Origin of the sequence: Streptomyces sp. NPDC085932 (assembly GCF_044540525.1) — a bacterium.
In the GTDB taxonomy this organism is placed as follows: Bacteria; Actinomycetota; Actinomycetes; order Streptomycetales; family Streptomycetaceae; genus Streptomyces; species Streptomyces levis.
In genome coordinates this window covers 282,443-307,547 of sequence record NZ_JBITSJ010000001.1, presented here as the reverse complement: position 1 = coordinate 307,547, position 25,105 = coordinate 282,443, and the positions used below count along the sequence as shown (strand labels likewise).

Genomic DNA, 25,105 nt, shown 5'->3' with positions numbered 1-25,105 from the left:
GCCAAAGATTCGGTCACGCCCGGCCCGTACGTCCACTTGTGCGGATAACATCCTGCGCATCCCATGTGCCGCTCCGGGCACACCCTCACCCCCGCGCCCCTCCCCCGCCCTCCCCGACCGCTCCGCCTCCCCGTTCCTCGCCCCCCCCCGCTGATCGCCCTAGGACGACGATGTCTCGACGGACAGGTGCCCGGCGCCGTCTCGGTTCCATACGCCTCTCCCTGGTGCTGCTGGCCCTGGTGCCCGGCGTCACCCTCGCCGCCATGTGGGGCGTGACGACGATCCAGATGTTCTCGGAGGGGCTGCGGCTGCGCGACCAGACCGAGCTGAGCCGGTCGACCGGTGCCATGGGCACCGACGCGACGCTCGCCCTGCAGCGCGAGCGCAGCCTGTCGGCCGCCTGGCTGGCCTCGCCGCACGGTTCCCGGGCCGCCCTGGACGCACAGCGCGAGGAGACCGACGAGGCGGTCGCCAAGCTGGTCGGGCAGGCGGACGCGATCGAGAAGGCACCCTCCCGCATCTCCGACCGGCTCTACTCGGTGCTCGGCTCGGTGGGCAGCCTGGAGTACTACCGGGACCAGGTCGACAACCCCACCGACATCACGCCCCAGCAGGCACTCGACCAGTACTCCTCGATCATCGACGACCAGATCCACGCCTTCCAGGAACTGTCCCAGGTCGACGACGGTGACCTGACCTCGCAGGCCGGTCCGCTCGTGGCGCTGGAGCACACCGCGGAGCTGGTCTCCCGGGGGGACGCGCAGCTGACCCTGGCCTGGCCGTCGGGGCACCTGGACGACGCGGCCTGGACGCAGTTCGCGGAGTTGGTGAACACCCGGCGCTGGCTGGTGGAGGACCAGGTCGTGCCGCAGCTGACCGGCGACGCCAAGGCGCAGACCGAGCGGATCCTGGCAGGCGCCGAGTGGCGGACGCTGCAGTCGATCGAGGACCGCGTGCTGGCGGCGCGCAACTCCGGTGGCGCGCCCGACCGGATCGCCCTGCCGGACTCCCAGAAGCGGTGGAACGCCGCCATGGACAAGCTGTCCGAGCAGTACGCGGGCCTGATCCAGCAGCAGACGACGGGGCTGCTGGAGCGCAGCGCCGACAAGGCGGACGCCCTGCTGCTCAAGGCGGCCCTGCTGAGCGCCGGCGGCCTGCTCGCGCTGCTGGTGTGCGTCGGCATGTCCTGGCGGATCACGCGCTCGCTGTCCCGGCGGCTGCGCGGGCTGCGCCGGGCCGCCGTGAGTCTCGCGCAGGAGCGGCTGCCGGACGTGGTGGCGCGGCTGGAGCGGGGCGAGACGGTCGACCCGGAGTCGGCGACGCCCGAGCTGGACTACGGCCACGACGAACTGGGCCAGGTGGCACAGGCGTTCAACACCGCCCAGCGCACGGCCGTGCACACGGCGGTCGAACTGGCCGACACCCGGCGCGGCTTCCAGAAGGTCATCCTCGGCATCGCCCGGCAGAGCCAGAACCTGGTCAACCTCCAGCTGAGCAAGCTCGACACCCTGGAGCGCGAGCACACCGACCCGGACATCCTCAAGGGCCTGTACGAACTGGACTCCACGGCCAGCCAGTTGCGCCGCTACGAGGAGAACCTGGTCATCGTCAGCGGGGAACGGCCGGGTCGCAGCTGGAGCGAGCCGGTGGCGCTGATCGACATCCTGCGCAGCGCGATCGGGGAGGTCGCCGAGTACCAGCGGGTGGAGGTGCACACCGAGGAGGAGGTGTTCGTCGCCCCGCCCGCGGTGGCCGACGTCATCCACCTGCTGGCCGAGCTCATCGACAACGCGACCGCCTACTCGCCCGCGCCGAGCCCCGTCACGGTACGGGCCGCGATGGTGGCCAAGGGGCTGGCCGTCGAGGTGGAGGACCGCGGCCTCGGCATGTCGGAGGAGGACTACGCGTCCTTCAACGAACAGCTGGCGGTCCCCCCGCAGTTCGACGTGGTGGCGCTCGCCGACGACCTGAGGCTCGGCATGTTCGTGATCGCCCAGCTGGCCCACCGGCACGGGATCGCGGTCACCCTGCGGGCCTCGCCGTACGGCGGGACCACCGCGATCGTGCTGGTCCCGCACGAGATCGTGGTGCGCGAGGCACCGGGCGACGGGGCACCGGAGCCGCCGGGCACCGAGGACGCGGCCGGGGCGAAGCGCCGCGCGGACAGCGCCACCGACACCCCGGAGGACGGACGGATGCCGGCAGACGGACCCACGTCGGCCGACGGCCACGCTCCGGCGCGGTCCGGCACCGGCGGAACCGCGCGGGACAGGGGGACGCCCGAGGGCACCGGGTCGTCGCCGAGCACCGGAGCCGCCCGGTCCGGGGCGGCCTCCCCGCGCGAGCCCCGCCCGCTCGTGGCCGCCCGCACCGCCGTCTCCGCGCCCGCGCCCCGGGGCGCCGCCCGCGAGGTCATCCCCCGCCGGGACGGTCTCGCCCCGCTCCCGCGCCGGGTGCCGCAGACCAGCCTCGTGGAGGAGCTGCGCGAGGAGGCCGCGCCCGCCGCCGAGGACACCTCCCTCGACGAGTTCACCGCGGAGGCCGCCGCCTCCTCCCTGGCCGGCTTCCAGCGCGGCACGCTCCGGGCCCGTGACGACGACGCCGAGCCGCCGCGCGAGGAGGCGGCCGCATCACCCCGGCAGGCCGCCGCCGGTCCCGTCCCCCCGACTCCGCCCGCCGACCGCTGACCGCTGACGAAGGACACCGCAATGACACGCCCCATCCCCGCCACGCACACCCAGCTCGACCAGTTGCTGACCGGACTCGTGGAGCGCGTCGCCGACGTGAACCAGGCCGTGGTGCTCTCCGAGGACGGCCTGGTGGTCAGCAAGTCCACCGGGTTCCTGCGCGACGACGCCGAGCGGCTCGCGGCGACCGCGTCCGGGCTGATGAGCCTCAGCAAGGGCGTCAGCATGGACTTCCGCGGCGGTCCGGTGCGCCAGGCGCTCATCGAGATGGCCAACAGCTATCTGATCCTGACCTCCGCCGGCCCCGGCGCGCACCTGGTGGTGCTGACCGGGCCGGGCGCGGACGTCGGGGTGGTCGCGTACCAGATGAACATGCTGGTGAAGAAGATCGGCGAGCACCTCAGCGCGGCTCCGCGGGGCGTGGCCGGGCCCGTCGTCGACCCCGGCGCGTGAGGTGGGCGGAGGCGATACGGCGGGCCGGCTCGTACGGCCGTTCGCGCTGACCGGCGGGCGGACGCGGCCCAACTGCGCCGACTTCACGCTGATCGCGACGGTCACCGCGGTCGATCCGCCGCCCGCCAACGCGGCCCGGCCGCAGCCCGAGCACATCCGCATCCTGCGGCTGTGTGCCGAGCCGGTCGCCGTGGCGGAGCTGGCCGCCCGGCTCGACCTCCCGGTGAGCGTGGTCGCCATCCTGCTGTGCGACCTGCTGGAGGCGGGCCGGATCACCGTCCGCCCGCCGCGCCCCGTCTCCCGTACCACCCCGGACCTGGACCTGCTGCAGAAAGTGAGGGACGGCCTTGGCCGGCTCTGACCTTGCCACCGACGCGTCCTCGGCACCCGACACGGTCAAGATCCTCATCGCCGGCGGCTTCGGCGTGGGCAAGACCACCATGGTCGGGTCGGTCAGCGAGATCGTCCCGCTGCGGACCGAGGAGCCCCTGACCATGGCCGGTCTGGGCGTAGACGACCTCGACGGCATCGAGGAGAAGCGGGCCACGACCGTGGCCCTGGACTTCGGCCGCATCACCATCAGCCGGGACCTGGTGCTGTATCTGTTCGGCACGCCGGGGCAGCAGCGGTTCTGGTTCATGTGGAACGACCTGGCCCTCGGCGCGCTGGGCGCCGTGGTCCTGGTCGACGTCCGCAGGCCCGAGTCGAGTTTCGCCGCGATCGACTTCTTCGAACGCCGGGGCATCCCCTTCGTGGTGGGCGTCAACGGTTTCCACGGCGAACACCCCTATCCCGCCGAGGACATCCGGGAGGCGCTCGCGCTGCCGGAGGGCGTGCAGGTGCTGCTGTGCGACGCGCGGGAGCGGGAGTCGTCCCGGGACGTGCTGATCGCGCTGATCGACCAGCTGATCGCGTCGGCGGTGCAGACCTGAGGCCGCGGGCGGCTCAGTCCGGGGCGGGCGCGGCACCCGGCCGGCCGGTGTACGGCACGGGACGGCCGGTGAAGGCGTCCAGGAGGACGCGGTCGCCGGCCGGCCGGTCCAGCTTCACCGTGACCTTCCTGCCCCGCAGTTCGGAGGTGCAGGGGCCGTCGTGGACGCCGCGCACGGCCGCGGACGGCACGACACTGCCGTCCGTCTCGTGCGCGGTCACCACGGGGCCGTCGTCGCAGGAGCCGTGGTGGGCCACGACGGTGACGGAACGGCCGTCGCCCGCGATCCCCGTCAGGCCGCCGAGCGGCGCGAGCGTGCTCGTGGACACGTCCGGCCCCAGCGGCTCGATGGGCGACGCCGGCTCCTCGGAGGGGCGCACCGCGGCGCGGGCGAGGGGACGGTCGTAGCCCTCCAGCGTGAACAGCCAGGCGGGCACGGTGGCCGGGCCGCGGCTGGTGTCCAGGGTCATCTCGCCCAGCCGCGCGCCGGTCACGGTCAGGCGCGGGCCGGGGCCGTCGGCACGGTCCAGGGCCCGGTAGGCGTCCTCGGCGTCCAGGAGCGGCACGGTGAGAGAGCCCCTTCCCGGCCAGGTCACCCGGCCGTTCGGGCCCGGTGCGGCGGGGAGCGTCCCGCGCAGGTCGAAGTTCCCGGTCTCGTAGGCGCGGCGGCCGGTGTCGTCGAGGAGCGGGCCGGACCCGGGAAGCCGGACGGCCGGAGCCACGGGGTGGTAACCCGCGCGCCACCGTGCGGCGGCCCGGGAGCCGTCCCAGGCGTCGGCGACCTGCCGGGCGCGCTCCGCCGCGACGGGGTCCGGGCGGTCGGCGGAGCGCGGGGCCGGTGGGGCGGCGCCGGCCTCCCGGGTGCCGCACCCGGCGGCGGCACCGGCCGCGGCGGCGGTCAGGACGAGGACGAGCAGCAGACGGGCGGTGCGGGCCGGGTCGGTGCGCATGACTCTCCCAGGGGTCGGCGGCGGCCGGGACGGCTGTCGTCCCTGTGACGCCCCGCCGCCGGCCCGCGTTCGGTCCCCCGGGGGCCCGGCCGTCGCCGTCACCGCATCGTGACGGGCGGCCGGCTCAGGCCAGGCCCGCCGACTTCAGCCACGCCCGGGCGACGTCCAGCGGGTCCTTCTTCTCCAACTGCACCTGCGCGTCCAGCTCCAGGAGCGTCTTCGTGTCCAGCGCGGCGGAGACGGCGTCGAGCGCCTCGACGCCCTCCTTCGGCAGGCCGCTCTTGTACACCAGCGGGGTCACGTTGGCGAACCCGAAGAGGTTCTCCGGGTCCTTCAGGACGACGAACTTCTCCTTCACGATGGTCGGGTCCGTGGTGAAGATGTCCGCGGCCTGCACGGTGTTGCGGGTCAGCGCCGCCTGGGTCAGCGGACCACCCGCGTCGAGTGCCTTGAAGGACTTGAACTCCAGGCCGTAGACGGACTTCAATCCCTCCAGGCCCTGGTGCCGGGTCTGGAACTCGGGCGAACCGCCGATCACCAGCTCCGGCGCGGCGTCCTTGAGATCGGCGAGGGTGGAGGAGGACGTCAGCTTGTACTTCTTCGCGGTCTGCGCGTTGACGGTGACCGAGTCCTTGTCCTCGGCGGGCGAGGACTCCAGCAGCGTCAGCTTCTTGTCGAGCTTGGCCTTGACCGCCTCGTTGACGGCCTCGGCGGACTTCTGCTCGGCCTTGGGGTCCAGGTAGGCGAGCAGGGAGCCGTTGTACTCGGGCAGGACGGTGACGGAGCCGTTCTTCATCAGGCCGTAGGTGGTCTCGCGGCTGCCGATGTTGTGCTTGTAGGTGACCTTCAGGCCCTTGGCCTTGAGCGCCTCGCCGTAGAGGTCGGCGAGCAGGGTGCTCTCGGCGAAGTTGTTGGAGCCGACGACGACGGTGCCCGCCTTCGCCTTCTCGCCGGCCAGGGGGTCGTCGGAGGTGTCGCCGGAGGAACAGCCCGCGAGCAGCGCCGCGGCGGCGGTGAGCGCGACGGCCGCCGCGCCGGTGTGCCTCGTCCTGGACCAGCTGCTTTTCGCGGTAGAAGTCATCCACCGATCCAATCCAGCCGCTTTGTGATCAGTCAAGGGCGACCTTGTTACGGTTTCTGACGAATCGTCAAGAACTCACCGTCTGCGTACGCCCGGTGACACGGTCAGGCGGCCGGCCGCCCAGAACACCGCCAGCGTCACCAGCGCCAGGAGGGCCACGAGGGTGGCACCGCCGACGACCTTCTCGTAGTCGCGCTGGTAGAGACCGTCGACGATGTACCGTCCGAGCCCGCCGAGGCTCACGTACGCGGCGATGGTCGCCGTGGAGACGATCTGGATGGCCGCCGAGCGCAGCCCGCTGAGGATCAGCGGCAGGGCGACGGGCAGTTCGACCTGGAGGAGGATCCGCGACTCCCGCATCCCCATGCCGCGGGCGGCGTCCACCGGGGACGGGTCGACGGAGCGGACCGCCTCGTAGGTGGTCACGAGGACGGGCGGGACGGCGAGGATGACCAGCGGGATCATCACGGGCAGCAGGCCGAATCCCAGCACGATGACGATGAGCACCAGCAGGCCGAAGCTGGGCAGGGCGCGGGCGGCGGTGGCGATGAAGGCGAGGGCGTTGCCGCCCCGCCCGGTGTGCCCGGTCAGCAGCCCGACCGGCAGGCCGATCGCGGCGGCCAGGGCCAGGGCGAGCAGCGAGTACTGCACGTGTTCCAGCAGGCGCTGCGGGATGCCGTCGTAGCCGTGCCAGTGGGCGCCGTCGCTGAAGAAGGCCTGGACGAAGTTCAGCACGTTCACCGGGTCGCCTCCTGGGGCACGGGACGCTGCCGCGCGGCCGTCCTGGGACGTCCGCCGCTCGGCATCCAGGGGGTCAGCGCGACGCGCAGCAGGACCAGCAGGGCGTCGCACACGATGGCCAGGGCGGCCGTGGTGAGCACGGAGTTCAGGGCCAGTTCGGGGCGGTCGTACTTCTGCGCGGCGGCGAGCAGGTTGCCGAGCGCGCCCTGGTTGCCGATCAGGGCGCCGACGCTGACCAGGGAGATGCTGGAGGCGGTGGCGACCCGGAGCCCGGCCATGATGGCGGGCACGGCGATCGGCAACTGCACCTGGAGGTAGCGGCGTACGGGTCCGATGCCCATCGCGGTGGCGGCGGCCAGGGTCTCCTGCGGCACGGAGCGCACCCCGTCGACGATGGCGGGGACGAGCACCACGAGGCTGCACACGGCCAGCGGGATCATCACCGTCAGCTCGGTCTGGCCGGTGTAGTCGATGAGGACGACGAAGAAGGCCAGCGACGGCACGGCGTACAGGACGGTGGTGGCGCCGAGCACCGGCGGGTAGAGCCAGCGGAAGCGGACGCACAGCTGGGCGAGCGGGAGGGCGAGCAGCAGCCCGGCCAGGACCGGCAGCAGGGCCTCGCGCAGATGCAGTCCGATCAGACCGGCCCAGCTGTGCTGGAGGTCGCTCGGGATGTCGAAGAAGCGGTCGAGGTTCACGAGGCGACCTTGGCCTCGTCGGCCCGGTCGGCGGCGTGGGCGCCGCGGATGGCCTCGCCGATGGCCGCCTGCGAGACCACCCCCGTCACCCGCCCGGCGTCGTCGACGGCGACGGCGTGACCGGCCGGGGAGAGCACGGCGCTGTCGAGGGCGGTCCGCAGCGAGTCGGTGCCGGGCACGAACGGCCGTCCGTGCGGGAGGAGTTCGGCGGGCCGGATGGCACCGGCCGTCAGGGTGCGCGGCTCGCCCCAGCCCAGCGGACGGCCCTCGGCGTCGGTCACCAGCAGCCAGGGGGCGCCGGCGGCGGCGATCTGCTCGGCGGTGGCGTCGAGCGGGAGCACCGGGCCGGTCGTCAGGGCGAGTCCGGCGGAGGGGAAGAAGGACAGCCGGCGGATGCCGCGGTCGGCGCCCAGGAAGTCCTCGACGAAGGCGTCGGCGGGAGCGGCCAGGAGTTCGGCGGGCGGCGCGTACTGGGCGAGCCGGCCGCCCTCGCGCATCACGGCGACCATGGTGCCGAGCTTGATGGCCTCGTCGATGTCGTGGGTGACGAAGACGATGGTCTTGCCCAGCTCGTCCTGGATGCGCAGCAGTTCGTCCTGGAGTCCCTTGCGGACCACCGGGTCGACCGCCGAGAACGGCTCGTCCATGAGCAGCACCGGCGGGTCGGCGGCGAGCGCCCGGGCCACGCCGACGCGCTGCTGCTGACCGCCGGAGAGCTGGTACGGGTAGCGCTTGGCGAGGGCGGCGTCGAGGCCGACCCGCTCCATGAGTTCGGCCGCCCGGGCGCGGGCCTTCTGCTTGCCCCAGCCGAGCATGCGCGGGACGGTCGCGATGTTGTCGACGATCGTGCGGTGCTGGAAGAGGCCGGCGTTCTGGATGACGTACCCCATCGACCGGCGCAGGGTCGTGACGGGCCGGCGCTGGATGTCCTCGCCGTCGAGCAGGATCGTTCCCTCACTGGGGTCGACCATGCGGTTGATCATCCGCAGGGTGGTCGTCTTGCCGCAGCCGGACGGTCCGACCAGGACCGTGATCGAGCGGTCGGGTATCTCCAGCGAGAGCCGGTCGACCGCCACCGTGCCGTCCGGGTACCGCTTGGTGACTGATTCCATCCGTATCAAGACGCCGGGGCCCTTCGGGTTGGCGGAGACTTTTGGCCATGGTCGTACGGGCTGTTGCCGGACGAGTCTAAAGGGCCCGGGTCAACGGCCCGCGGGGCCCGCGCCGTCGAGGGGCAGACAGACCGTGAACACCGTCGTTCCGGGTGCGCTGTCCAGCTCGATCCGGCCACCGTGCGCTCCGATCAGCGACCGGGCCACCGCCAGGCCGAGGCCGCTGCCGCCGCGGTCCCGGCTGCGGGCCTTGTCGACGCGGTAGAAGCGGTCGAAGACCCGCGCGCGGTCGTCGGGCGGGATACCGGGGCCGGTGTCGGCGACGCGCACCTCGGCGGTGCCGGGGGTGACACGCACCTCGACGGAGACCTTCGTCCCGGCGGGCGTGTGCACGGCGGCGTTGGTGAGGAGGTTGTCGACGACCTGGCGGATGCGCAGCGGGTCCATGCGCAGCCGTACCGGGCCGGGTCCCGCGAGCAGGGTCAGCGGGTGGTCCGGGTGGCCCGCGCGGAAGGCGTCGGCGGCCTGGCCCACCAGCTCCGTCAGATCGGCGTCCTGCAGCCGCAGCGGGGTCTCCACCTCTGCGGCGTCGAGCCGGGCGAGCAGCAGCAGGTCGTCCAGGAGCACGCCCATGCGGGCGGCCTCGGCGCGCAGCCGGGCCAGATGCCGGTCGCGTTCGCCGGGGGCGTTGGCGGCCGCGTACTGGAAGAGGTCGGCGTAGCCGCGTACCGACATCAGCGGGGTGCGCAGTTCGTGGGAGGCGTCGGCGACGAACCGGCGCAGCCGTTGCTCGGCCTCCGCGCGCACCGCGAGGGAGTCGTCGATGTGCTCCAGCATGGTGTTGAAGGCGGTCCGCAGCTCGTCCACCTCCGGTCCGCCGTCCCGGCCGTCGGCGCGCAGCGGCAGCCGGGCCGCCGACTCGGTCAGGTCGTGCGAGGCGATGCCGTGGGCGGTGGTGGCCATGTCGCTGAGCGGTTTCAGGCCGCGGCGCAGCATCCGGCGGCCGAAGACGACCAGGGCGAGCAGCGCGAGGGCGAAGGTGACGACCTGGAGGGTGATCAGCTGCCCGACCGTGTCCTGGATCTCGTCCATGGGCGCGGCGCTGACCAGGACCACGCCGGGCTCGACCTCGCAGGCGCGCAGCCGGTAGGTGCCCGCGCCCCTGAGGTGCTCGGTGCGCAGCAGCTCCTCGTGCGCGGCGGACTGCGCCGAGGCCAGCGCGGCGAAGTCGTCGACGTCCTTCGGCAGGTCCGCCGGGTCCTCGGGCCGGCGCAGCTCGGGCCCGCCGTCCTTGATGTCGTACACGGCGTAGAACCAGCTGTAGTACTTCTTGCCCGAGAGCGTGCCGTAGTCGGCGATGCTCTTGGACTGGGCGATCTGGGCCTGGGCGAGCTGGGTGTCGAGCTGGGCCGACAGGTAGTCGCGCATGGAGGTGGTCAGGGCCGTGCCGACCACCGCGAACACCACCAGCGACAGGGCGCCGAGGCCCAGGGCCAGCCGGGTGCCCAGGCGCATCCTGCGGTAGGCCCGCCGCAGCCGGGCGATCACTCGGCGGCCTGCCGCAGCACGTATCCGAAGCCGCGCACGGTGTGGATCAGCGGGGCGGCGCCGTCGTCGGTCTCGTCGAGTTTGCGGCGCAGCCGGCTGACGACCAGCTCGACGACGTTGGAGCGGCCGCCGAAGCCGTACTCCCACACGTGGTCGAGGATCTGCGCCTTGGTGAGCACGGTGGGCGACTTGCGCATGAGGTAGCGCAGCACCTCGTACTCGGTCGGGGTCAGCGACAGCAGCCGCTCACCGCGCCGCACCTCGCGGGTGTCCTCGTCCATGGTGAGATCGCCGACCCGGAGCACGGACCGCTGGAAGGACGGGCCCGCGCTGCGCCGCAGGACGGTGCGCAGCCGGGCCATCAGCTCCTCCACGGCGAACGGCTTGACCAGATAGTCGTCGCCGCCCCGGGTGAGGCCGGCGACCCGGTCGGCGACACCGTCGCGCGCGGTCAGGAACACCACCGGCACCATCGTGCCGGAGGCGCGCAGCCGGTCCAGGACGCCGAAGCCGTCCACGCCGGGCAGCATCAGGTCGAGCACCACGATGTCCGGGTGGAACTCGGCGGCCCGCCGCAGCGCGTCCTCGCCGCTGTACGCGGTGACCGCCTCCCAGCCCTCGTAGCGGGCGACGGTCGCGACGAGGTCGGCGATCGGCGGGTCGTCGTCGACGACGAGAAGTCGTACTTTTTCCACGCCCTCATAGTGCTGCACCCGTCCCGGGCCGCCATAGCCGCCCACCCTGCCGTGGTGGGATCGATAAAAACTTGAAAGTTGAGCGACAGCTTTCCGACAGCTCCCCGGCGCCAAGCTCGAATCCCAGGATCCGATCAAGGAGCTGCCGACCGTGACGCCCCTCCGACAACCTCCCGCGGCGACCCGCCCCGGTGTGCGGCCGAACGTGGTGGGCCGCACCGGCCTGTACGCGCTGCTGCTGGCCAACGCGGCCGTGGTGACCGTCTTCTTCGTCCAGGCCGGTTTCGCCTCGAACGCGCTGCTCGTGCTGGGCCGGCTGACCGGGCTGTACGCGGCACTGCTGATGGCGTTCCAGCTGCTGCTGGTGGCACGGCTGCCGTGGTTCGACCGGCGGATCGGCATGGACCGGCTGACCTCCTGGCACCGCTGGACGGGCTTCTCGGTGCTGTGGCTGCTGCTGGCGCACGCCGTGTTCGTCGTCCTCGGCTACGCCGGGTCGTCCTCCCTGGACCCGGTGAACCAGCTGGTGGACCTCGCCGAGACGGTCGAGGGCGTGCTGCGGGCGATCGTCGCCCTGGCGGTCGTCGTCGTGGTCGGGGTCGTCTCGGCCCGCTCGGCCCGGCGGCGGCTGGCCTACGAGACCTGGCACTTCATCCACCTGTACACCTACGTGGCGGTGGTGCTGGCGTTCACGCACCAGGTCGCGGCCGGGACGACGTTCACCGCCTCGCCGGTGGCGACGGCGTACTGGTACACGCTGTGGGGCGCGGCCCTCGCCGCGGTGTTCGCCGGCCGGCTGGCGCTGCCGCTGTGGCGCAACCTGCGCCACCGGCTGCGGGTGACGGCCGTCGTCCCCGAGAACGACGACGTGGTCTCGGTGTACCTCACCGGCCGCGACCTGGACCGGCTGCCGGCGCGGGCCGGTCAGTTCTTCCTGTGGCGGTTCCTGACGAAGGACCGCTGGTGGCAGGCGAACCCGTTCTCGCTGTCCGCCGCGCCCGACGGCCGTACGCTGCGGCTGACCGTCAAGCGGGCGGGCGACGGCAGCGCGGCCCTGCGGCACCTGAGGATCGGCACCCGCGTCTTCGCCGAGGGCCCCTACGGCGCCTTCACCGCCCTGCACCGCACCCGGCCCGACGCCGTGCTCGTCGCGGGCGGCGTCGGTGTCACGCCCATCCGGGCCCTGCTGGAGGAGCTGCACGGCCACGCGGTCGTGATCTACCGGGTCGCCACCGACCGGGACGCCGTGCTCTACGACGAGCTGCGTGACCTCGCGCTCGCCCGGGGCGCCGCACTGCACCTGGTCACGGGCCCGCCGGTGCCCGACCGGCTGGCGCCCGGGGAGCTGGCGCGGCTGGTGCCGGACATCAACGAGCGGGACGTCTACCTGTGCGGCCCGCCGCCGATGATGAACGCCGTGCTCGGCAGCCTGCGGGAGCTGGGCGTGCCCCGGCCGCAGATCCACTTCGAGCGCTTCAGCCTGGCCGGATGACGAGGAGACTGTCGTGAAGCGAGCCCTACCCGTCCTCGTCCTCAGCGTCGCGGGCCTGATCCCCGTCTGGCGCTACGCCCCCTCCCCGGACACCGGCACGGAGGCCGCGGCCCCGGCGCCGGCACCCTCGGTGTCGTCGTCCGCGGGACCCGGCGGCACGACGTCGACGGTCGTGCGGGGGTCCACGGTCGGCACCGAGAAGGGACCGGTGCAGGTCGAGGTCACCTTCGCGGGCGACCGGATCGCCTCGGTGCGGATGCTGCGGCAGCCGGACCATCCGCAGACCACGGCCGCCGTGCCGAAGCTCATCGAGGAGACGCTGCGGGCCCAGAGCGCCGAGATCGACACGGTGTCCGGCGCGACGGTCACCAGCGACGGCTACAAGGAGTCGCTCCAGGCCGCCCTCGACGCGAAGGGCTGACGGATGCGGCGCGTGGAGCACGTCATGGGGTTCCCGGTCTCGGTGCGGATCGACGACGCGGGCTACCCCGCGGCACCGGTGGACGAGCTGTTCGCGTGGCTGCGGGAGGTCGACGCACGCTTCAGCCCGTTCCGCCCGGACAGCGAGGTGTCGCGGCTGGACCGGGGCGAGCTGCCCGAGCCCGGCCCGGATCTGCGCGAGGTCCTGGACCTGTGCGAGGAGTACCGGGTGGCCACCGGCGGCGCCTTCGACGTCCGTCCGGCCGGTGGCCGGCTGGATCCCTGCGCGGTGGTGAAGGGCTGGTCGGTGCAGCGCGGAGCGGAGCTGCTGTCGGCGGCCGGTGCGCGGCGCTTCTGCCTCAACGCGGGCGGCGACGTGGTCGCGGCCGGCGGCCCCTGGCGCGTGGGGGTCCGCCACCCCGAGGACGCCGCGCGGCTGTGCGCGGTCCTGGACCTCACGGACCGCGCCGTCGCCACGTCCGCCCGCTACGAACGCGGCGACCACATCCTGGACGCCCGCACGGGCCGCCCGGCGACCGGACTGCTCAGCATGACGGTGGTGGCCCCGACGCTGACCGAGGCGGACGCGGTGGCCACGGCGGCCTTCGCGCTGGGCCCGGAGGGCGTCTCCTGGGCGGCGTCCCGGCCCGGCTGCGAGGTGTTCGCGGTGGACGCGCGGCGCAGGGTGCTGCGCAGCGAGGGGTTCCCGGTGGCGGCGTAGGGCCGGGGGGAGCCGGGGCACGGGCCGCGCGGGGACCGGACCGGGTGGCTCGGCCGCGCCCTGCCGAACGCGCACGTCGAGGGCGAGGGCCTGCGCTCCGCGCCCGGCCGGGACGCCGAGGATCGTGGCCCCGGCCCGCCGTGTCGCCGCCCCGTCCGCCGCCCTTTGCGTCGCGGACACCGCGGCGTCACGCCGGCCGGGCACGTTTCGGCCGTCCCCGCCCCGTGCCCGGCCGCCCCGTCCCCGGGCGGCACCCGGAAGGACGACATACGCCGTGTCCCAGCTCCTCGAAACGCCGCCCGCACCGCTCCCCGCCGCCTGCCCGGCCGGTCCGCCCCGGCGCTCCCCCGCCGCCGCCCGGTTCGCCCGGCCCGCCCTCGCCCTGCTGCCGCTGCTGCTGATCGGCGGGTGGGCGTTGACCGACCGGCGGGCCGCCGCCGAGGGGGTCGCGCGGCTGGCGTCCGCCGACCCCCGGTGGCTGTTCGCCGCGTTCCTGTGCACCTGCCTGACCTGGGTGGCCGCCGCCTGTGCCCGGCAGGGCGCGCTGCCGGAGCGGCTGCCGCCCGGCCCGCTGGTGGCGTCGCAGTGCGCCGCCGGTGCCGCGAACCAGGTGCTGCCCGCGGGGATCGGCGCGCACGCCGTCACCCTGCGCTTCCTGCAGCGCCAGGGCGTCCCGCTCCCCCGCGCCACCGCCTCGCTCGCCCTCTACGCCCTGGTCAGGCCGGTCGTCAAGATGCTGGTGCTGCTCGCGTTCCTGGTGGCGTTCCCGCAGGTGCTGCGGCCCGGCGCGCTCCTGCCCGGCCACCGCGCGCTCCTGACGGCGGCCGGGGTGGCGGCGGTCGTCCTCGTCGCGGCCGTCGTGACACTGGTGACCGTAACCGCCCTGCGCCGGCCCGTCCTGGGCTTCCTGCGCACCGCCCTGACCGACGCCCGCGCGCTGCACAGACGTCCGAGCCGGGTGCTGGCCCTGTGGGGCGGGGCGGCCGCGGCCCCGTTGCTCCAGGGCAGTGCGGTCGCCGCGGTCGGCTTCTCGCTCGGACTGCCGCTGTCCTGGGCGCAGGTGGTGCTCGCGCTGCTGGTGGCCGGCGCCGCGGCCGGGGCGGTGCCCGCGCCGGGCGGGATCGGCCCGGTGGACGCGGCGCTCGTGGTCACGATGGCCGCGTTCGGCGCGCCCGCCGGCACGGCCACCGCCACCGTCATCGGCTACCGCGTGCTGACGGTGTGGCTGCCGATGCTGCCGGGCGTGCTCGTCCTGTCGGCCCTGCTGCACCGCAGGCTGCTGTGAGCTCCGCCCCTCAGCTGTCCGGCAGGGCCTCCAGGAAGGCGGCCGGCGGGACGAAGAACAGGCTGCCGGTGACCGCCCGGGAGTAGTCCAGCAGCGGGTCGGGCCCCGCCCCGGGCCCGCCCAGGAACATCTTGCGCAGCATCGTCTCGGGTATCTCCGGCGTGCGCGCGTAGGCCACGAAGTACGTGCCGAACTCCCCGTGCCCGGGCCGGCCGAACGGCATCGCCGAGCGCAGTATCCGCTGCTCCCCGCCGTCCGGGCCGAGGACGGTGTTGACGTCCTTGTGGGAGCCGGGCGCGTCGAGTTCGAGGTTGGTGAGCTTGGTGCGGCCGATGATCTTCTCCTGCGCCTCGACGGCGAGGGCCTCCCAGGCGTCCACGTCGTGCAGGTACTTCTGCACGAGCGCGTAGGCGCCGCCGCGGAAGCCGGGGTCCTCGTCCCCGACGAGGGCCGCGTCGGCGGCGGCCCGGCCGACGGGGTTCTCGGTGCCGTCGACGAAGCCGAGCAGGTTGCGCGAGTCGAAGGAGGAGAACGCCTGTGTCTCGTCGCGCACGGCGACCGCGCCGCGCAGCCGCCGCACGAGCTCGGCGGCGAGGGCGAAGCACAGGTCGGTGCGGGCGGCCTCGAGGTGGAAGAACAGGTCGCCCGGGGTGGCCGGCGCGTGGTGGCGGGGCCCGGCCAGTTCGCGGAACGGGTGCAGTGCGACGGGCCGCGGGCCGCCGAACACCCGGCCCCAGGCCCGGGATCCGACCCCTGCGACGCAGCCCAGGCCGCCGTCGGGGCTGGGGAAGCCGACGGAGCGCACCAGGCCCGCGAGCGAGCCCAGCACCTCCCGCACGGCGGTCTCCCCGCCGGGTTCGATCGTGGCGACCAGGAACACCGCGACCGAGGCCGGCGGGTTCAGCAGCGGCTGCGGCAGCGGCTCTCCCGAGGGCAGCGGTGACGTCATGGCTTTCCCATCCCTTCGCCGGCCGGTACGGCCCGCCCGCTCCCCCTCCGGGGCGGCGCGGCCCACGCCCCTGACACGATGCCCAGCGAACGGGCGGGCGGAACTCCCGCCGCCCGGCGGCCGGTTGCCGGTTGCCGGTTGCCGGTTGCCGGTTGCCGGTTGCCGGCCGGCATCCTCCCGCGGCACCTTGACGTCCCGGGGTCCGAGCGGCATCGCCTCGGCCCGGTGCCGTGGCGGTGCGTGGTGGTGGCGGGTCGGCGGCCGAAGGGCGGGTGCCGGCAGGCCGCCGGTGTCCCGGCGCCCTGCGGACGAAGCCCGTCCGCCCCGTGCAGGGCGTGCGCGCCCGGCGGCAGGGGGAGCGCGTCCGTGCCGGCGACGGGCAGCGGGTCACGCAGATTGCCGCACTCGTCGTACGTCACCTCGGCCGCCCCGGGGGTCCGCAGCGCCGCGCTCGCCGGCCGGACCGCCGGTCGAAGTTCCTGCGTCACCCACTCTCACCTCAGCCGCAGCGGTTAGCCTCGTAAGTCACCGAAGGTGAACGGGGGTTGCCCATGGTGAACGCCGATCGCACGCCGCCCGACTGCCCCGGGGGACATGACGGCATGCCCGAGACCGGCGCCGGGGCGCATCTCCAGGACCAGCTCGAAATGCTCATCCAGGACTTCCGCACGAGCGCCGAGCCGCCCATGCCGGTGTTCGTCGTGCACGCGCAGGAGAGCGCCGACGACGAGGCGGTGACGGGGCTGGTCCGGCAGCTGTACGCGGGCCAGGAGGCGCACGGCACCCGCTGCGCCGTGGTGCAGGACGGCTACGAGGGCCCCACGGAGGTGCGCAGGGCCGCCGCCCTGGTGCGCGCGCTGAGCGACCCGAAGAAGTGGGGCGGCCCCAAGGCGGTGTACCGGCGCTACGCATTCCCGCGGCTGCGGCTGGTGCACGCCATCGACGACGCGGTGGCGGCGCTCGGCGACAGCTGGCCCGCGCCCGCCCCGGGCAGCCCCGAGGCCGGGCAGGACCAGCGGCAGCTGCTGCTGAACCAGCTGGCGCAGCAGCGCTGGCGGCCCAGGAACACCGCCCGCTGGCACTCGGGCCTGCCGCTGTTCGACATGGCGCACATCCTCCCGGCCAGTCTCGTCACCGTGCTGGCCGCGCTGCTGGCCCGCAGCGAGTGGTACGTGGCGGTGGGCGCCGGCCTCGTCTTCCTGTTGCTGCTGACCGTGCTCAACTACGTGCTGCCCGGCCGGGCGCCGATCTTCCTGTGGCTGCGCCGCGAGAGCCGCTGGTTCATGACGACGACCTTCCTGCAGGCGGCCGGCCAGGACGAGCCCACCGAGGTCTCGCTGCTGCGGCCGGTGCGGTCCTGGAAGGCGATCGCCGCCCGGGCGTACGACGTGGCCGAGTCCCTCAAGGCGGGCGGCGACTTCCATCTCCAGCTGTGCGTGCTGGCGCTGCGGGAGGACCTGCGCGACAACCACCGCCGCTGGAGCTGGGACCTGCGCGGCTTCAAGCGGCCGCGCCCGCCGATGCTGTTCCTGCCGCACGCGGACGCCCGCAACGGCGGCATCGAGCTGATCCGCGCCGTCAGCGACGTCCGCAGCCGGCGCAGCGAACTCGATCCGCTGCTCGTGGTGGCCGCGGTGCGCGCGCACGACGTGGCACGTCTGGAGCGCAGCGTGGTCCGGACGGCGCCCGATCCGGATCCGGTACCGCCGAAATTCGGCGAGCGGCTGCGCACCTGGTACCGCGAGTGGGCGCACAACCTGCGGGCCGAGCAGTCCCCCAGCCGGGAGAGGTCCGTCCTGCCCTGGGTGATGAAGATCCCGCTGCCGCACGACCAGCTCGGGCCCGTCGAGGAGCGCCGCCGGCATCTGCGGGCCTCCACCCGGCCCACGCTCGCCCGGCTGGTGTGGGCGCTGCACACCCTGGTCCTGGTGATCGCCCTGCTGGCCGCCGGCACGGTCATGCGGACCGACGCCCTGCACGACCGCTACTGCTCGGCGTCCCTGCTCACCGCCAACCGCGACACCCGGCGCGCGCCCGTGCCCGGAGGCGGGGTGGAGTGCATCGGCATAGCGACGGACGGCGTCCGCTTCGCCGACTGGCTGCCGGAGCCCCGGCCCGCCGACGAGGTCTCGGCCCTCGCGGCAGGCGAGCAGAGACCCTGGACGGTGGCGGAGCTGGAGGACCGCATCGGCCGGCAGAACGCCGACGTCCTCGCCCGGCACACCGGCCGGTACGTCACCGTCGTCTACGCCGGACCGCTCAGCGCCGACCCGGCCGACGGCTCCTCGCTGGTGAAGGGCGCCGAGGAACTGGCGGGCGTGTATCTGGCGCAGGCGGTCGTCAACGAGAACTCCAGCGTGAAACTGCGCGTGCTGATCGCCAACGGCGGTGTGGACCTGGGCCACCAGGAGCAGATGGCCGAGGCGATCGCCGCGTACGCCGCGCACGACCCGACCGTGGTGGGGGTCGTCGGCACCGGCCGCGACCTGAAGTCGAGCCGGGCCACGACCCGCACGCTGATGGAGGCGGGCCTGCCGGTCGTCTCCGGCACGAACTCCGCGACGTATCTGCCCCGCGAGTTCGCCAACTGGTTCAGCCTGGCCGCCACCGACGAGTGGCAGACCCGCCAACTGGGCCTGATAGCCGCCCAGTTGCGCACCCCGCAGCGGCGGCAGTACGCCCTGGTCCTGGCCCGCGACACGGCGCGGACCGACGATCTGTACACCGACGAACAGGCCCGTTACGGCGGGCGGATGCTGCGGCTGCAGGGCTTCACCCTGCTCGATCAGCGCCGCTACCGGCTCAGCGGCGGCACACCGCAGCTGCGCTCGCACGCGCAGGAGATCTGCCGGGGCGAGCGGGTCCCGTCGGTGATCTACTTCGCGGGGCGGGTGGAGGACGTCGACCCGCTCATGGCCCAGCTGGGCACCGAGCCGGGCTGCGCCGGACGGCCCCTGGCCATCATCACCGGCGACGACCTGTCCAAGGCCGACTTCACGGCCGGGGGACAGTCCGTGGCGCCGAAGGTCACGCTGTACCACGCGGCCCTCGCCGAGCTGGAGCAGGCCGCCACCACGACAGCCTTCTACCTGGACGCCGCCCAGCACCTGCCGGGCCTGGCGGGCCGGCGCCTGCGCCACGACAGCCCGGCCCTGTCCAGCGGCCAGACCGCCCTCGCCCATGACGCGACCCGCGCCCTGTTCTGGGCGGCCAGCCGAGACGACCGGCCGCAGAGCCGCGCCTCGACCTGGGTGAACCTGCGCAACGTCAAGATCGAGGGCATGGCCACGGGCACCATCGACTTCACCCGCGCCCCGCTCTACGGCGACCGCACCGGGCACAGCATCGTCCTGAAGGAGGTGCGCCGCCACGGCGACGGCACCTCCCGGCCGCGTGTGGTGTGCCGCCGCACGGCGGGGGACACGGCACCCCTCACCCGCAAGGAGTGCCGGATCCGCTGAGCGCGCTCAGCCCGCGTCGGGCGTCAGCCGCAGCGCGATGCTGTTGATGCAGTACCGCTGGTCGGTGGGCGTGGGGTACCCCTCGCCCTCGAAGACGTGCCCGAGGTGCGAGCCGCAGCGCGCACACCGCACCTCGGTCCGCACCATGCCGTGCGACCGGTCCTCGATCAGCTCCACCGCGTCGGTGTCCTTCGGGTCGAAGAAGGACGGCCAGCCGCAGTGCGACTCGAATTTCGTGTCCGAGGTGAACAGCTCCGCACCGCAGGCGCGGCAGGAGTAGACACCCTGTGTCTTGGTGTCGGTGTACTCACCGGTGAAGGCGGGCTCGGTGGCCGCCTGGCGCAGCACGGCGTACTCGCCCGGGCTGAGCTCCGCGCGCCACTGCTCGTCCGGCTTCTCGACGTCGTACGGCATGAGCCTCCAGCCCCTCAGTTCGACAGACGGTCCAGGATCCGCGGGCCGAGGTCGGTGACGTCGCCCGCTCCCATGGTGAGAACGAGATCACCGGGCTTCGCCATTCCCGCGACGACCGAGGGGACGTCCGCCGTGTCGTGCACGGGCGTCACGTCCGCGCCCGCTGCCCGGGCCGCCTCGATGATCAGCTCGCTGGTCACGCCGGGGATCGGGTCCTCGCGGGCCGGGTAGATGTCGAGCACGACCGAGGCGTCGGCGAGGGCCAGCGACTGCCCCATCTCCTTGCCGAGCTCCTGTGTGCGCGAGAACAGGTGGGGCTGGAAGACGACCAGGATCCGCGCGTCGCCCGCGGCTCCGCGCATGGCCTCCAGGTCGGCGGTCATCTCGGTGGGGTGGTGGGCGTAGGAGTCGATGACCTGGACGCCGGCCGCTTCGCCCTTGAGCTGCAGCCGCCGCTTCACGCCGGTGTAGGCCGCGAGCGCCGGAGCCAGCTCGGCCGCGGGGACGCCGAGCGCCGCCCCGGCCGCCAGCGCGGCGACCGCGTTGTGCGCGTAGTGGCGGCCGGGCACGGAGACCGCGAAGGTCAGCTCCTCGCCCTCCAGCACGACGGTGACCCGGCTCTTCAGCCCCTGCGGCACGACCGACGTCACGCGCACGGAGGCGTCCTCGGACTCGCCGTAGGTCACCACCCGTACACCGCGTCCGGCGACCCGCCGGGTCAGCTCGCGCGCGCCCTCGTGGTCGGCGGAGATCACCAGCGTGCCGCCCTCGGTGATCCGGTCCACGAACGTCTCGAACGACGCGTAGATCTCGTCCATCGACGCGTAGTTGGCGTGGTGGTCGAGTTCGACGTTGAGGACGATCGCCACCTCGGGCGCGTACTTGTGGAAGCTGCGGTCCGACTCGTCGGCCTCGGCGACGAAGATCTCGCCCTCGCCGTGCAGCGCGTTGGAGCCGGGCGCGTCCAGGTCGCCGCCGATGGCGTAGGAGGGCTTCAGGCCCAGCTCGCCCAGGGAGACGGCCAGCATCGAGGTGGTGGTCGTCTTGCCGTGCGTACCGGCGACCGCGATCGGGCGCAGCCCCTCCATCAGGGCGGCGAGCGCGTCGGAGCGGTGCACGACGGGGATGCCCAGCTCGGCCGCGCGGGCCAGTTCGGGGTTGTCCTGCCGGATCGCCGACGACACGACCACGCAGCTGGCGTCATCGGCCAGGTGCTCGGCGGCGTGCCCGATGTGCACGGTCACGCCCCGCGCCCGCAGCGCCTCGGCCGTGGCGGAGTCCTTGGCGTCGCTGCCCGCGACGGCGGCCCCGCGCTGGGCGAGGATCTTCGCGATCCCCGACATCCCGGCCCCACCGATCCCGATGAAGTGCGGTCGGTCCATGGCGGTGGGAAGGCCGGGTGCCATGCGTGTCTCCCTGTACGTGTGCGGAACGTTCAGCGGCACAGCCTATGCCGAACGGTTCCGCGGTGCCGCCACCGCCGGCGGCTACGCCTTGCTGTGCGAGAACAGCTTCAGCACCGGCACCCCGACCTTGTGCCGGGCCCGCGAGGCCCAGTCCCGGTGGAAGAACTCCTCCACGTAGTGCGGGTCGGTCAGCACGATGACCTCGTCGGCCCCGACCTCCTCCACGAGGGACTTCAGCGCGTCCAGCGGATGGTCCTCGATCAGCCGCCCCTCGGCCGGACTGCCCGAGCCGCGCAGCGCCGCCAGGGAGACCTCCAGGGCCCGCTGCCCCACGCTCAGGGCCTCCTCCCCTTCCGGGGTCTCGCCCTCCCGGACGGCCTCGTCGAGTTCACCGAGCGCCACGTCGTCGATGGCCCGCAGCAGCCGGTCCGCCTGCTCGCCGCGCGGCTGGAGCAGCACCTGGAAGGAGACCTCCTCCTCCCCGTGCAAGGTCGTGACGAACTCCACGTCGGCGGACGTCAGGGCCTTCTCGATCATCAAAACGCTAGTGAACACCAGGCGCCCCTTCTGCTCCCGGGGCCCGGGGGCCCCACTCCTCCGTGGGCCGTGCGGGGCCCTGCGGAAACCATCCTGCCCGTGCGCGCACGGGTACTGCCGGATCCAGTGTGCCCTCCCGGACCCGAGCGGACCGGCATATGCCGCCCCCCGGGCGGCCGGGAACGGGCCACCGCCCACCCCTTCCGCCCTGACCGGCCCGCCGGATGCACCGACCACCGGCCGCCGACACCTTGTACCCCCGGTCCGGCTGTTCAGCGCCCCGGGACCCGGCTCGTCAGGACCGCCCGTACCGGGTGAACAGGAATCCGTCCTCCTCCAGCACCGACAGCAGCGCGAAGCGGTGCGGCACGGTGACGGGGGGCCCGCCGGCGATGCGCTGCGCGTCGCCGGCGGTGAGCATCGGGGACACGGTCAGGCACAGTTCGTCGAGGACGCCGGCCGCCACCATCTGCCCCAGCAGCCGGGGCCCGCCCTCGGTCAGCAGCCGGGTGTGGCCGAGCCCGGCCAGGGCCGCCACGGCACGGGCGGGGTCCACACCCATGCCGTCCCCGGCGGTCAGCACGCGGGCGCCGGCCTTCCGGGCGGCGGCGACGCGCTCGACGGGGGCCGCGGCTCCGGTGAGGATCAGGGTGGGCACCAGGGGCGCGGTGAACAGCGGCAGCGAGAAGTCCAGGTCGAGGCTGGCGGTGACCACCGCGATCGCGGGCGCGGGCGCCTGCCCGGCCGCCTCCCGCAGCGCCGCGAACTCGGCCCGCGCGCGGGCCGGGCGGTAGCCCTCCTGCCGGACGGTCTCGGCCCCGACGACCACGACGTCGGCCAGCGCCCGCAGCGTGCCGAAGATCCGCATGTCGGCCGCGCTGGAGATGGGCTGCGAGCGTCCGTCGTGCTGGGCGGCGCCGTCCAGCGTGGACACCATGTTCGCCCGCAGGTACGGCACCGGCCCCTCGAAGCCCGGCTCGGGATAGGCGTACGCGGCGGCCAGCTCGGCCAGGGTCCACTCCCGCCCGGTGCCCTCGCCGGGCGTGCCGTCCGGGGCCGGAGCTGCTGTTTCGTCGGTCACAGGGAACAGGCGTCGCATGCCGTGCAGTGTTCCACGCGCCGTAGCATGGTGAACCGTGTCCTCTTCCCCCGCCCCTTCCGGAACCGGCCCCGTGACCGACCCGGCCCCGCTGTCGCTGTGCGCCCGTGAGCCGCACGTGCCCGCGGACCGCCTGGTCGCCGAGATGGTGCCGCCGCCGCGGTTCGACTCCGTCCGGTTCAGCACGTACATACCGGACCCGAACCAGCCCAGCCAGACCGAGGCCGTCAGCGCCTTGGAGGGCTTCGCGGCCGGCCTGGGCGGGGACGGCGACTCGGGCAGGCGGCGGCTGTTCGGGTTCGGCAGGGCGGCGAAGAAGGCCCCCGCCGGTCCGCGCGGCGTCTACCTGGACGGCGGCTACGGCGTCGGCAAGACGCACCTGCTGGCCTCCCTGTGGCACGCCACCCCGGCCGAGCCCGAGCGTAAGGCGTTCGGCACGTTCGTGGAGCTGACCAACCTGGTCGGCGCCCTCGGCTTCCAGCAGACCGTCCGGACGCTCTCCGGTCACCGGCTGCTGTGCATCGACGAGTTCGAGCTCGACGACCCGGGCGACACGGTCCTGGTCTCCACGCTGCTCGGCAAGCTCGTCGACGCGGGCGTCGCCCTCGCCGCCACCTCCAACACGCTCCCCGGCAAGCTCGGCGAGGGCCGGTTCGCGGCGGCCGACTTCCTGCGCGAGATCCAGGGTCTGTCGGCCCACTTCCGCGCCCTGCGCATCGACGGCGAGGACTACCGCCACCGCGGCCTGCCCGAGGCGCCGCCGCCGTACTCCGACACACAGGTGACCGCGACGGCCCACGCCACCGAGGGCGCCTCCCTCGACTCGTTCTCGCCCCTCCTGGAGCACCTGGCCCGGGTCCACCCCAGCCGGTACGGGGCTCTGACGGACGGGATCAAGGCGGTGTGCCTCACCGGCGTGCGGCCCGTTCCGGACCAGTCGACCGCCCTCAGGCTGGTCGTTCTCGCGGACCGGCTCTACGACCGCGAGGTGCCCGTGATGGCCTCGGGCGTGCCGTTCGACCAGCTGTTCAGTGACGAGATGCTCAACGGCGGCTACCGCAAGAAGTACTTCCGGGCCATCTCCCGGCTCACCGCGCTGGCCCGCGACGCGGCCTCCTTGCCGACCGGTCGGTAACCCCGCTTCCAATATCGCGCCGACAGCCGTACGGGAAGGGCTGGTTCCGGACAGCCCACCCACGGTTTTCAGGCTCTCTTCAGCTCGAAACGTTAAGTTAACCCTGCAAATGACTTTGCAGGGTTAACGTGTTTCTTGACCAGCCGTTGACCAAGTGTTGGTCAGTGCTAGACGTCTGCGACAACTGAAGGGGGGCGCATGCTTCGAGGTACGACGGCCCGGACCGTGGTTGCGCTCCTCGCCGCCGTCCTGCTCGCCCTTCAGTTCTTCGCTCCGACGGCATCCTTCGCAACCGCGCATACACCGAGTCAAGCCGAGGCCAAGGCTCACCCCGGAACCAAGCCCTCCGGTGCGGCCTCGCGCCCCGGGACCCCGTTCCCCGGCAAGGCGCTGCGCGACGAGATCGTCACCTGCCGCGCCGGGCACCACGGGGACCCGACCGGTCCCCTGCGGACCCGCGACCGGTCCCACACCACCGACTCCGCGCCCTCGGCGCCCGATCGCCCGCTGCCCCGGCACACCCGGCCGACGGCGGACGAACCGGCCGGACCCGGCACCGCGCACCGACGCACGTCGAGATCCTCGGCGTCGCACACACCGGCAGCACTGCAGGTCTTCCGCTGCTGAGCGGCCGGAGCAGTTCCCCCCACCTCTGTCATGCCCGTCCGACGCGCCCCCACTGCGCGCCAGGAGGAGTCACCACATCATGCAGCCCCTCATCGACAACGCCCGCATGTTCGGACAGCGCCCTGAGGAGTTCGCCCGCCTCGCCGAGGGCCAGTCCCCCGACGTCCTGTTCATCACCTGCTCCGACTCCAGGGTCGTACCGGCCCTGATCACGGGCGCCCGCCCCGGCGAGCTCTTCGAGCTGCGCACCGCGGGCAACGTCGTCCCGCCGTACGCCTCCACCACTCCCACCGGCGAGGCGGCCACCATCGAGTACGCCGTCCAGGTCCTCGGCGTCCGGCACATCGTGGTCTGCGGCCACTCCCACTGCGGTGCCGTCGGGGCCGTGGTGCGCCACGACGACCTCACCGCCGTACCCGCCGTGCGCGACTGGCTCGCCCACGCGGCGGACGAGCCCGCGTGCTCCGACCCCGCCGACCCGACGGTCGCCGAGGCCGTACAGCACCACGTGCTCACGCAGTTGATGCGCCTGCGTTCCTACCCGTGCGTCGACAAGCGCCTCCAGGCGGGCGAACTCCAGCTGCACGGCTGGTACTACGAGGTCCACACCGGCGTGGTGCGGGAGCACCGCGCGGAGTCCGACACCTTCGAGACGCTCTGAGG

The 25,105-nt window shown here is 73.6% G+C and carries 23 protein-coding genes; 11 read left to right on the top strand and 12 right to left on the bottom strand.

Annotated elements, in window-relative coordinates; all coding sequences use genetic code 11:
* The first annotated feature begins 170 nt into the window (after positions 1 to 170).
* Genes ACIGAQ_RS01270 through ACIGAQ_RS01255 form a run of 4 tightly spaced genes read left to right on the top strand, consistent with a single transcriptional unit; the run spans position 171 to position 4,072 of the window.
* Positions 171 to 2,687: a nitrate- and nitrite sensing domain-containing protein gene (locus ACIGAQ_RS01270; protein WP_399778234.1), complete on the top strand. Its 2,517-nt coding sequence runs from the start codon at positions 171 to 173 to the stop codon at positions 2,685 to 2,687.
* A 21-nt stretch (positions 2,688 to 2,708) separates the two neighbouring features.
* A complete protein-coding gene (locus tag ACIGAQ_RS01265) occupies positions 2,709 to 3,140 on the top strand; it encodes a roadblock/LC7 domain-containing protein (protein ID WP_094052780.1) in 432 nt (143 codons plus the stop codon).
* A 1-nt stretch (position 3,141) separates the two neighbouring features.
* On the top strand, positions 3,142 to 3,501 hold the full coding sequence (locus ACIGAQ_RS01260) for a DUF742 domain-containing protein (protein ID WP_311683009.1): 360 nt from the start codon (positions 3,142 to 3,144) through the stop codon (positions 3,499 to 3,501).
* Positions 3,488 to 4,072: a GTP-binding protein gene (locus ACIGAQ_RS01255; RefSeq protein WP_399778231.1), complete on the top strand. Its 585-nt coding sequence runs from the start codon at positions 3,488 to 3,490 to the stop codon at positions 4,070 to 4,072. The genes ACIGAQ_RS01260 and ACIGAQ_RS01255 overlap by 14 nt, the downstream gene beginning before the upstream one ends.
* Positions 4,073 to 4,085: 13 nt before the next feature.
* On the opposite strand, the gene ACIGAQ_RS01250 is transcribed toward ACIGAQ_RS01255, so the two are convergent.
* The 7 genes from ACIGAQ_RS01250 to ACIGAQ_RS01220 form a co-directional block, all read right to left on the bottom strand.
* The gene (locus ACIGAQ_RS01250) at positions 4,086 to 5,021 is read right to left on the bottom strand and encodes a hypothetical protein (protein WP_399778229.1); all 936 of its coding nucleotides are present in this window, start codon (positions 5,019 to 5,021) and stop codon (positions 4,086 to 4,088) included.
* 124 nt (positions 5,022 to 5,145) lie between these two features.
* Positions 5,146 to 6,102 carry an ABC transporter substrate-binding protein gene (locus ACIGAQ_RS01245; RefSeq protein WP_311683015.1) on the bottom strand — a complete coding sequence of 319 codons (957 nt, stop codon included), beginning with the start codon at positions 6,100 to 6,102 and terminating at the stop codon, positions 5,146 to 5,148.
* A gap of 75 nt (positions 6,103 to 6,177) precedes the next feature.
* Entirely contained in the window at positions 6,178 to 6,843 is a 666-nt protein-coding gene (locus ACIGAQ_RS01240; protein WP_399778227.1) for an ABC transporter permease, read from the bottom strand.
* Positions 6,840 to 7,541, bottom strand: a complete 702-nt coding sequence (locus tag ACIGAQ_RS01235; RefSeq protein ID WP_399778225.1) for an ABC transporter permease — start codon at positions 7,539 to 7,541, stop codon at positions 6,840 to 6,842. Before ACIGAQ_RS01235 ends, ACIGAQ_RS01240 begins: the two co-directional genes overlap by 4 nt.
* Entirely contained in the window at positions 7,538 to 8,662 is a 1,125-nt protein-coding gene (locus ACIGAQ_RS01230; RefSeq protein ID WP_399778223.1) for an ABC transporter ATP-binding protein, read from the bottom strand. Before ACIGAQ_RS01230 ends, ACIGAQ_RS01235 begins: the two co-directional genes overlap by 4 nt.
* Before the next feature lie 81 nt (positions 8,663 to 8,743).
* Positions 8,744 to 10,201, bottom strand: coding sequence for a HAMP domain-containing sensor histidine kinase (locus ACIGAQ_RS01225; protein WP_362278012.1), 1,458 nt, complete (start codon positions 10,199 to 10,201; stop codon positions 8,744 to 8,746).
* A complete protein-coding gene (locus ACIGAQ_RS01220) occupies positions 10,198 to 10,896 on the bottom strand; it encodes a response regulator transcription factor (RefSeq protein WP_311683025.1) in 699 nt (232 codons plus the stop codon). The genes ACIGAQ_RS01225 and ACIGAQ_RS01220 overlap by 4 nt, the downstream gene beginning before the upstream one ends.
* Positions 10,897 to 11,101: 205 nt before the next feature.
* Here ACIGAQ_RS01220 and ACIGAQ_RS01215 point away from each other — a divergent pair, with 205 nt between their 5' ends.
* The 4 genes from ACIGAQ_RS01215 to ACIGAQ_RS01200 all read left to right on the top strand — a co-directional run bounded on the left by ACIGAQ_RS01215 (position 11,102) and on the right by ACIGAQ_RS01200 (position 14,814).
* Positions 11,102 to 12,388: a ferric reductase-like transmembrane domain-containing protein gene (locus tag ACIGAQ_RS01215; RefSeq protein WP_399780620.1), complete on the top strand. Its 1,287-nt coding sequence runs from the start codon at positions 11,102 to 11,104 to the stop codon at positions 12,386 to 12,388.
* A 13-nt stretch (positions 12,389 to 12,401) separates the two neighbouring features.
* Complete coding sequence (locus ACIGAQ_RS01210) at positions 12,402 to 12,809, top strand: FMN-binding protein (RefSeq protein WP_399778221.1); 408 nt, start codon at positions 12,402 to 12,404, stop codon at positions 12,807 to 12,809.
* 3 nt (positions 12,810 to 12,812) lie between these two features.
* Positions 12,813 to 13,529, top strand: coding sequence for an FAD:protein FMN transferase (locus ACIGAQ_RS01205; protein ID WP_399778219.1), 717 nt, complete (start codon positions 12,813 to 12,815; stop codon positions 13,527 to 13,529).
* Between the two features lie 274 nt (positions 13,530 to 13,803).
* On the top strand, positions 13,804 to 14,814 hold the full coding sequence (locus ACIGAQ_RS01200; RefSeq protein ID WP_399778217.1) for a YbhN family protein: 1,011 nt from the start codon (positions 13,804 to 13,806) through the stop codon (positions 14,812 to 14,814).
* A 10-nt stretch (positions 14,815 to 14,824) separates the two neighbouring features.
* On the opposite strand, the gene ACIGAQ_RS01195 is transcribed toward ACIGAQ_RS01200, so the two are convergent.
* Positions 14,825 to 15,763, bottom strand: a complete 939-nt coding sequence (locus tag ACIGAQ_RS01195) for a Dyp-type peroxidase (RefSeq protein ID WP_399778216.1) — start codon at positions 15,761 to 15,763, stop codon at positions 14,825 to 14,827.
* A gap of 602 nt (positions 15,764 to 16,365) precedes the next feature.
* Here ACIGAQ_RS01195 and ACIGAQ_RS01190 point away from each other — a divergent pair.
* The gene (locus tag ACIGAQ_RS01190) at positions 16,366 to 19,224 is read left to right on the top strand and encodes an ABC transporter substrate-binding protein (protein WP_399778214.1); all 2,859 of its coding nucleotides are present in this window, start codon (positions 16,366 to 16,368) and stop codon (positions 19,222 to 19,224) included.
* Positions 19,225 to 19,230: 6 nt separating this feature from the next.
* On the opposite strand, the gene msrB is transcribed toward ACIGAQ_RS01190, so the two are convergent.
* From msrB to ACIGAQ_RS01170, 4 genes are all read right to left on the bottom strand, one after another.
* The gene (gene msrB, locus ACIGAQ_RS01185; protein WP_094052766.1) at positions 19,231 to 19,638 is read right to left on the bottom strand and encodes a peptide-methionine (R)-S-oxide reductase MsrB; all 408 of its coding nucleotides are present in this window, start codon (positions 19,636 to 19,638) and stop codon (positions 19,231 to 19,233) included.
* Positions 19,639 to 19,652: 14 nt separating this feature from the next.
* A complete protein-coding gene (murC, locus tag ACIGAQ_RS01180) occupies positions 19,653 to 21,044 on the bottom strand; it encodes a UDP-N-acetylmuramate--L-alanine ligase (RefSeq protein WP_399778211.1) in 1,392 nt (463 codons plus the stop codon).
* A gap of 81 nt (positions 21,045 to 21,125) precedes the next feature.
* Positions 21,126 to 21,599 (bottom strand): indole-3-glycerol phosphate synthase, encoded by a 474-nt coding sequence (locus tag ACIGAQ_RS01175; protein ID WP_362278031.1) that lies wholly within the window; start codon positions 21,597 to 21,599, stop codon positions 21,126 to 21,128.
* A 277-nt stretch (positions 21,600 to 21,876) separates the two neighbouring features.
* A complete protein-coding gene (locus ACIGAQ_RS01170) occupies positions 21,877 to 22,680 on the bottom strand; it encodes a pyrimidine reductase family protein (RefSeq protein ID WP_399778209.1) in 804 nt (267 codons plus the stop codon).
* A 37-nt stretch (positions 22,681 to 22,717) separates the two neighbouring features.
* Here ACIGAQ_RS01170 and zapE point away from each other — a divergent pair, with 37 nt between their 5' ends.
* Together zapE and ACIGAQ_RS01160 are read left to right on the top strand one after the other, a co-directional pair.
* On the top strand, positions 22,718 to 23,815 hold the full coding sequence (zapE, locus tag ACIGAQ_RS01165; RefSeq protein WP_399778207.1) for a cell division protein ZapE: 1,098 nt from the start codon (positions 22,718 to 22,720) through the stop codon (positions 23,813 to 23,815).
* A gap of 706 nt (positions 23,816 to 24,521) precedes the next feature.
* A complete protein-coding gene (locus ACIGAQ_RS01160) occupies positions 24,522 to 25,103 on the top strand; it encodes a carbonic anhydrase (protein WP_311683049.1) in 582 nt (193 codons plus the stop codon).
* The last annotated feature ends 2 nt before the right edge of the window (positions 25,104 to 25,105 follow it).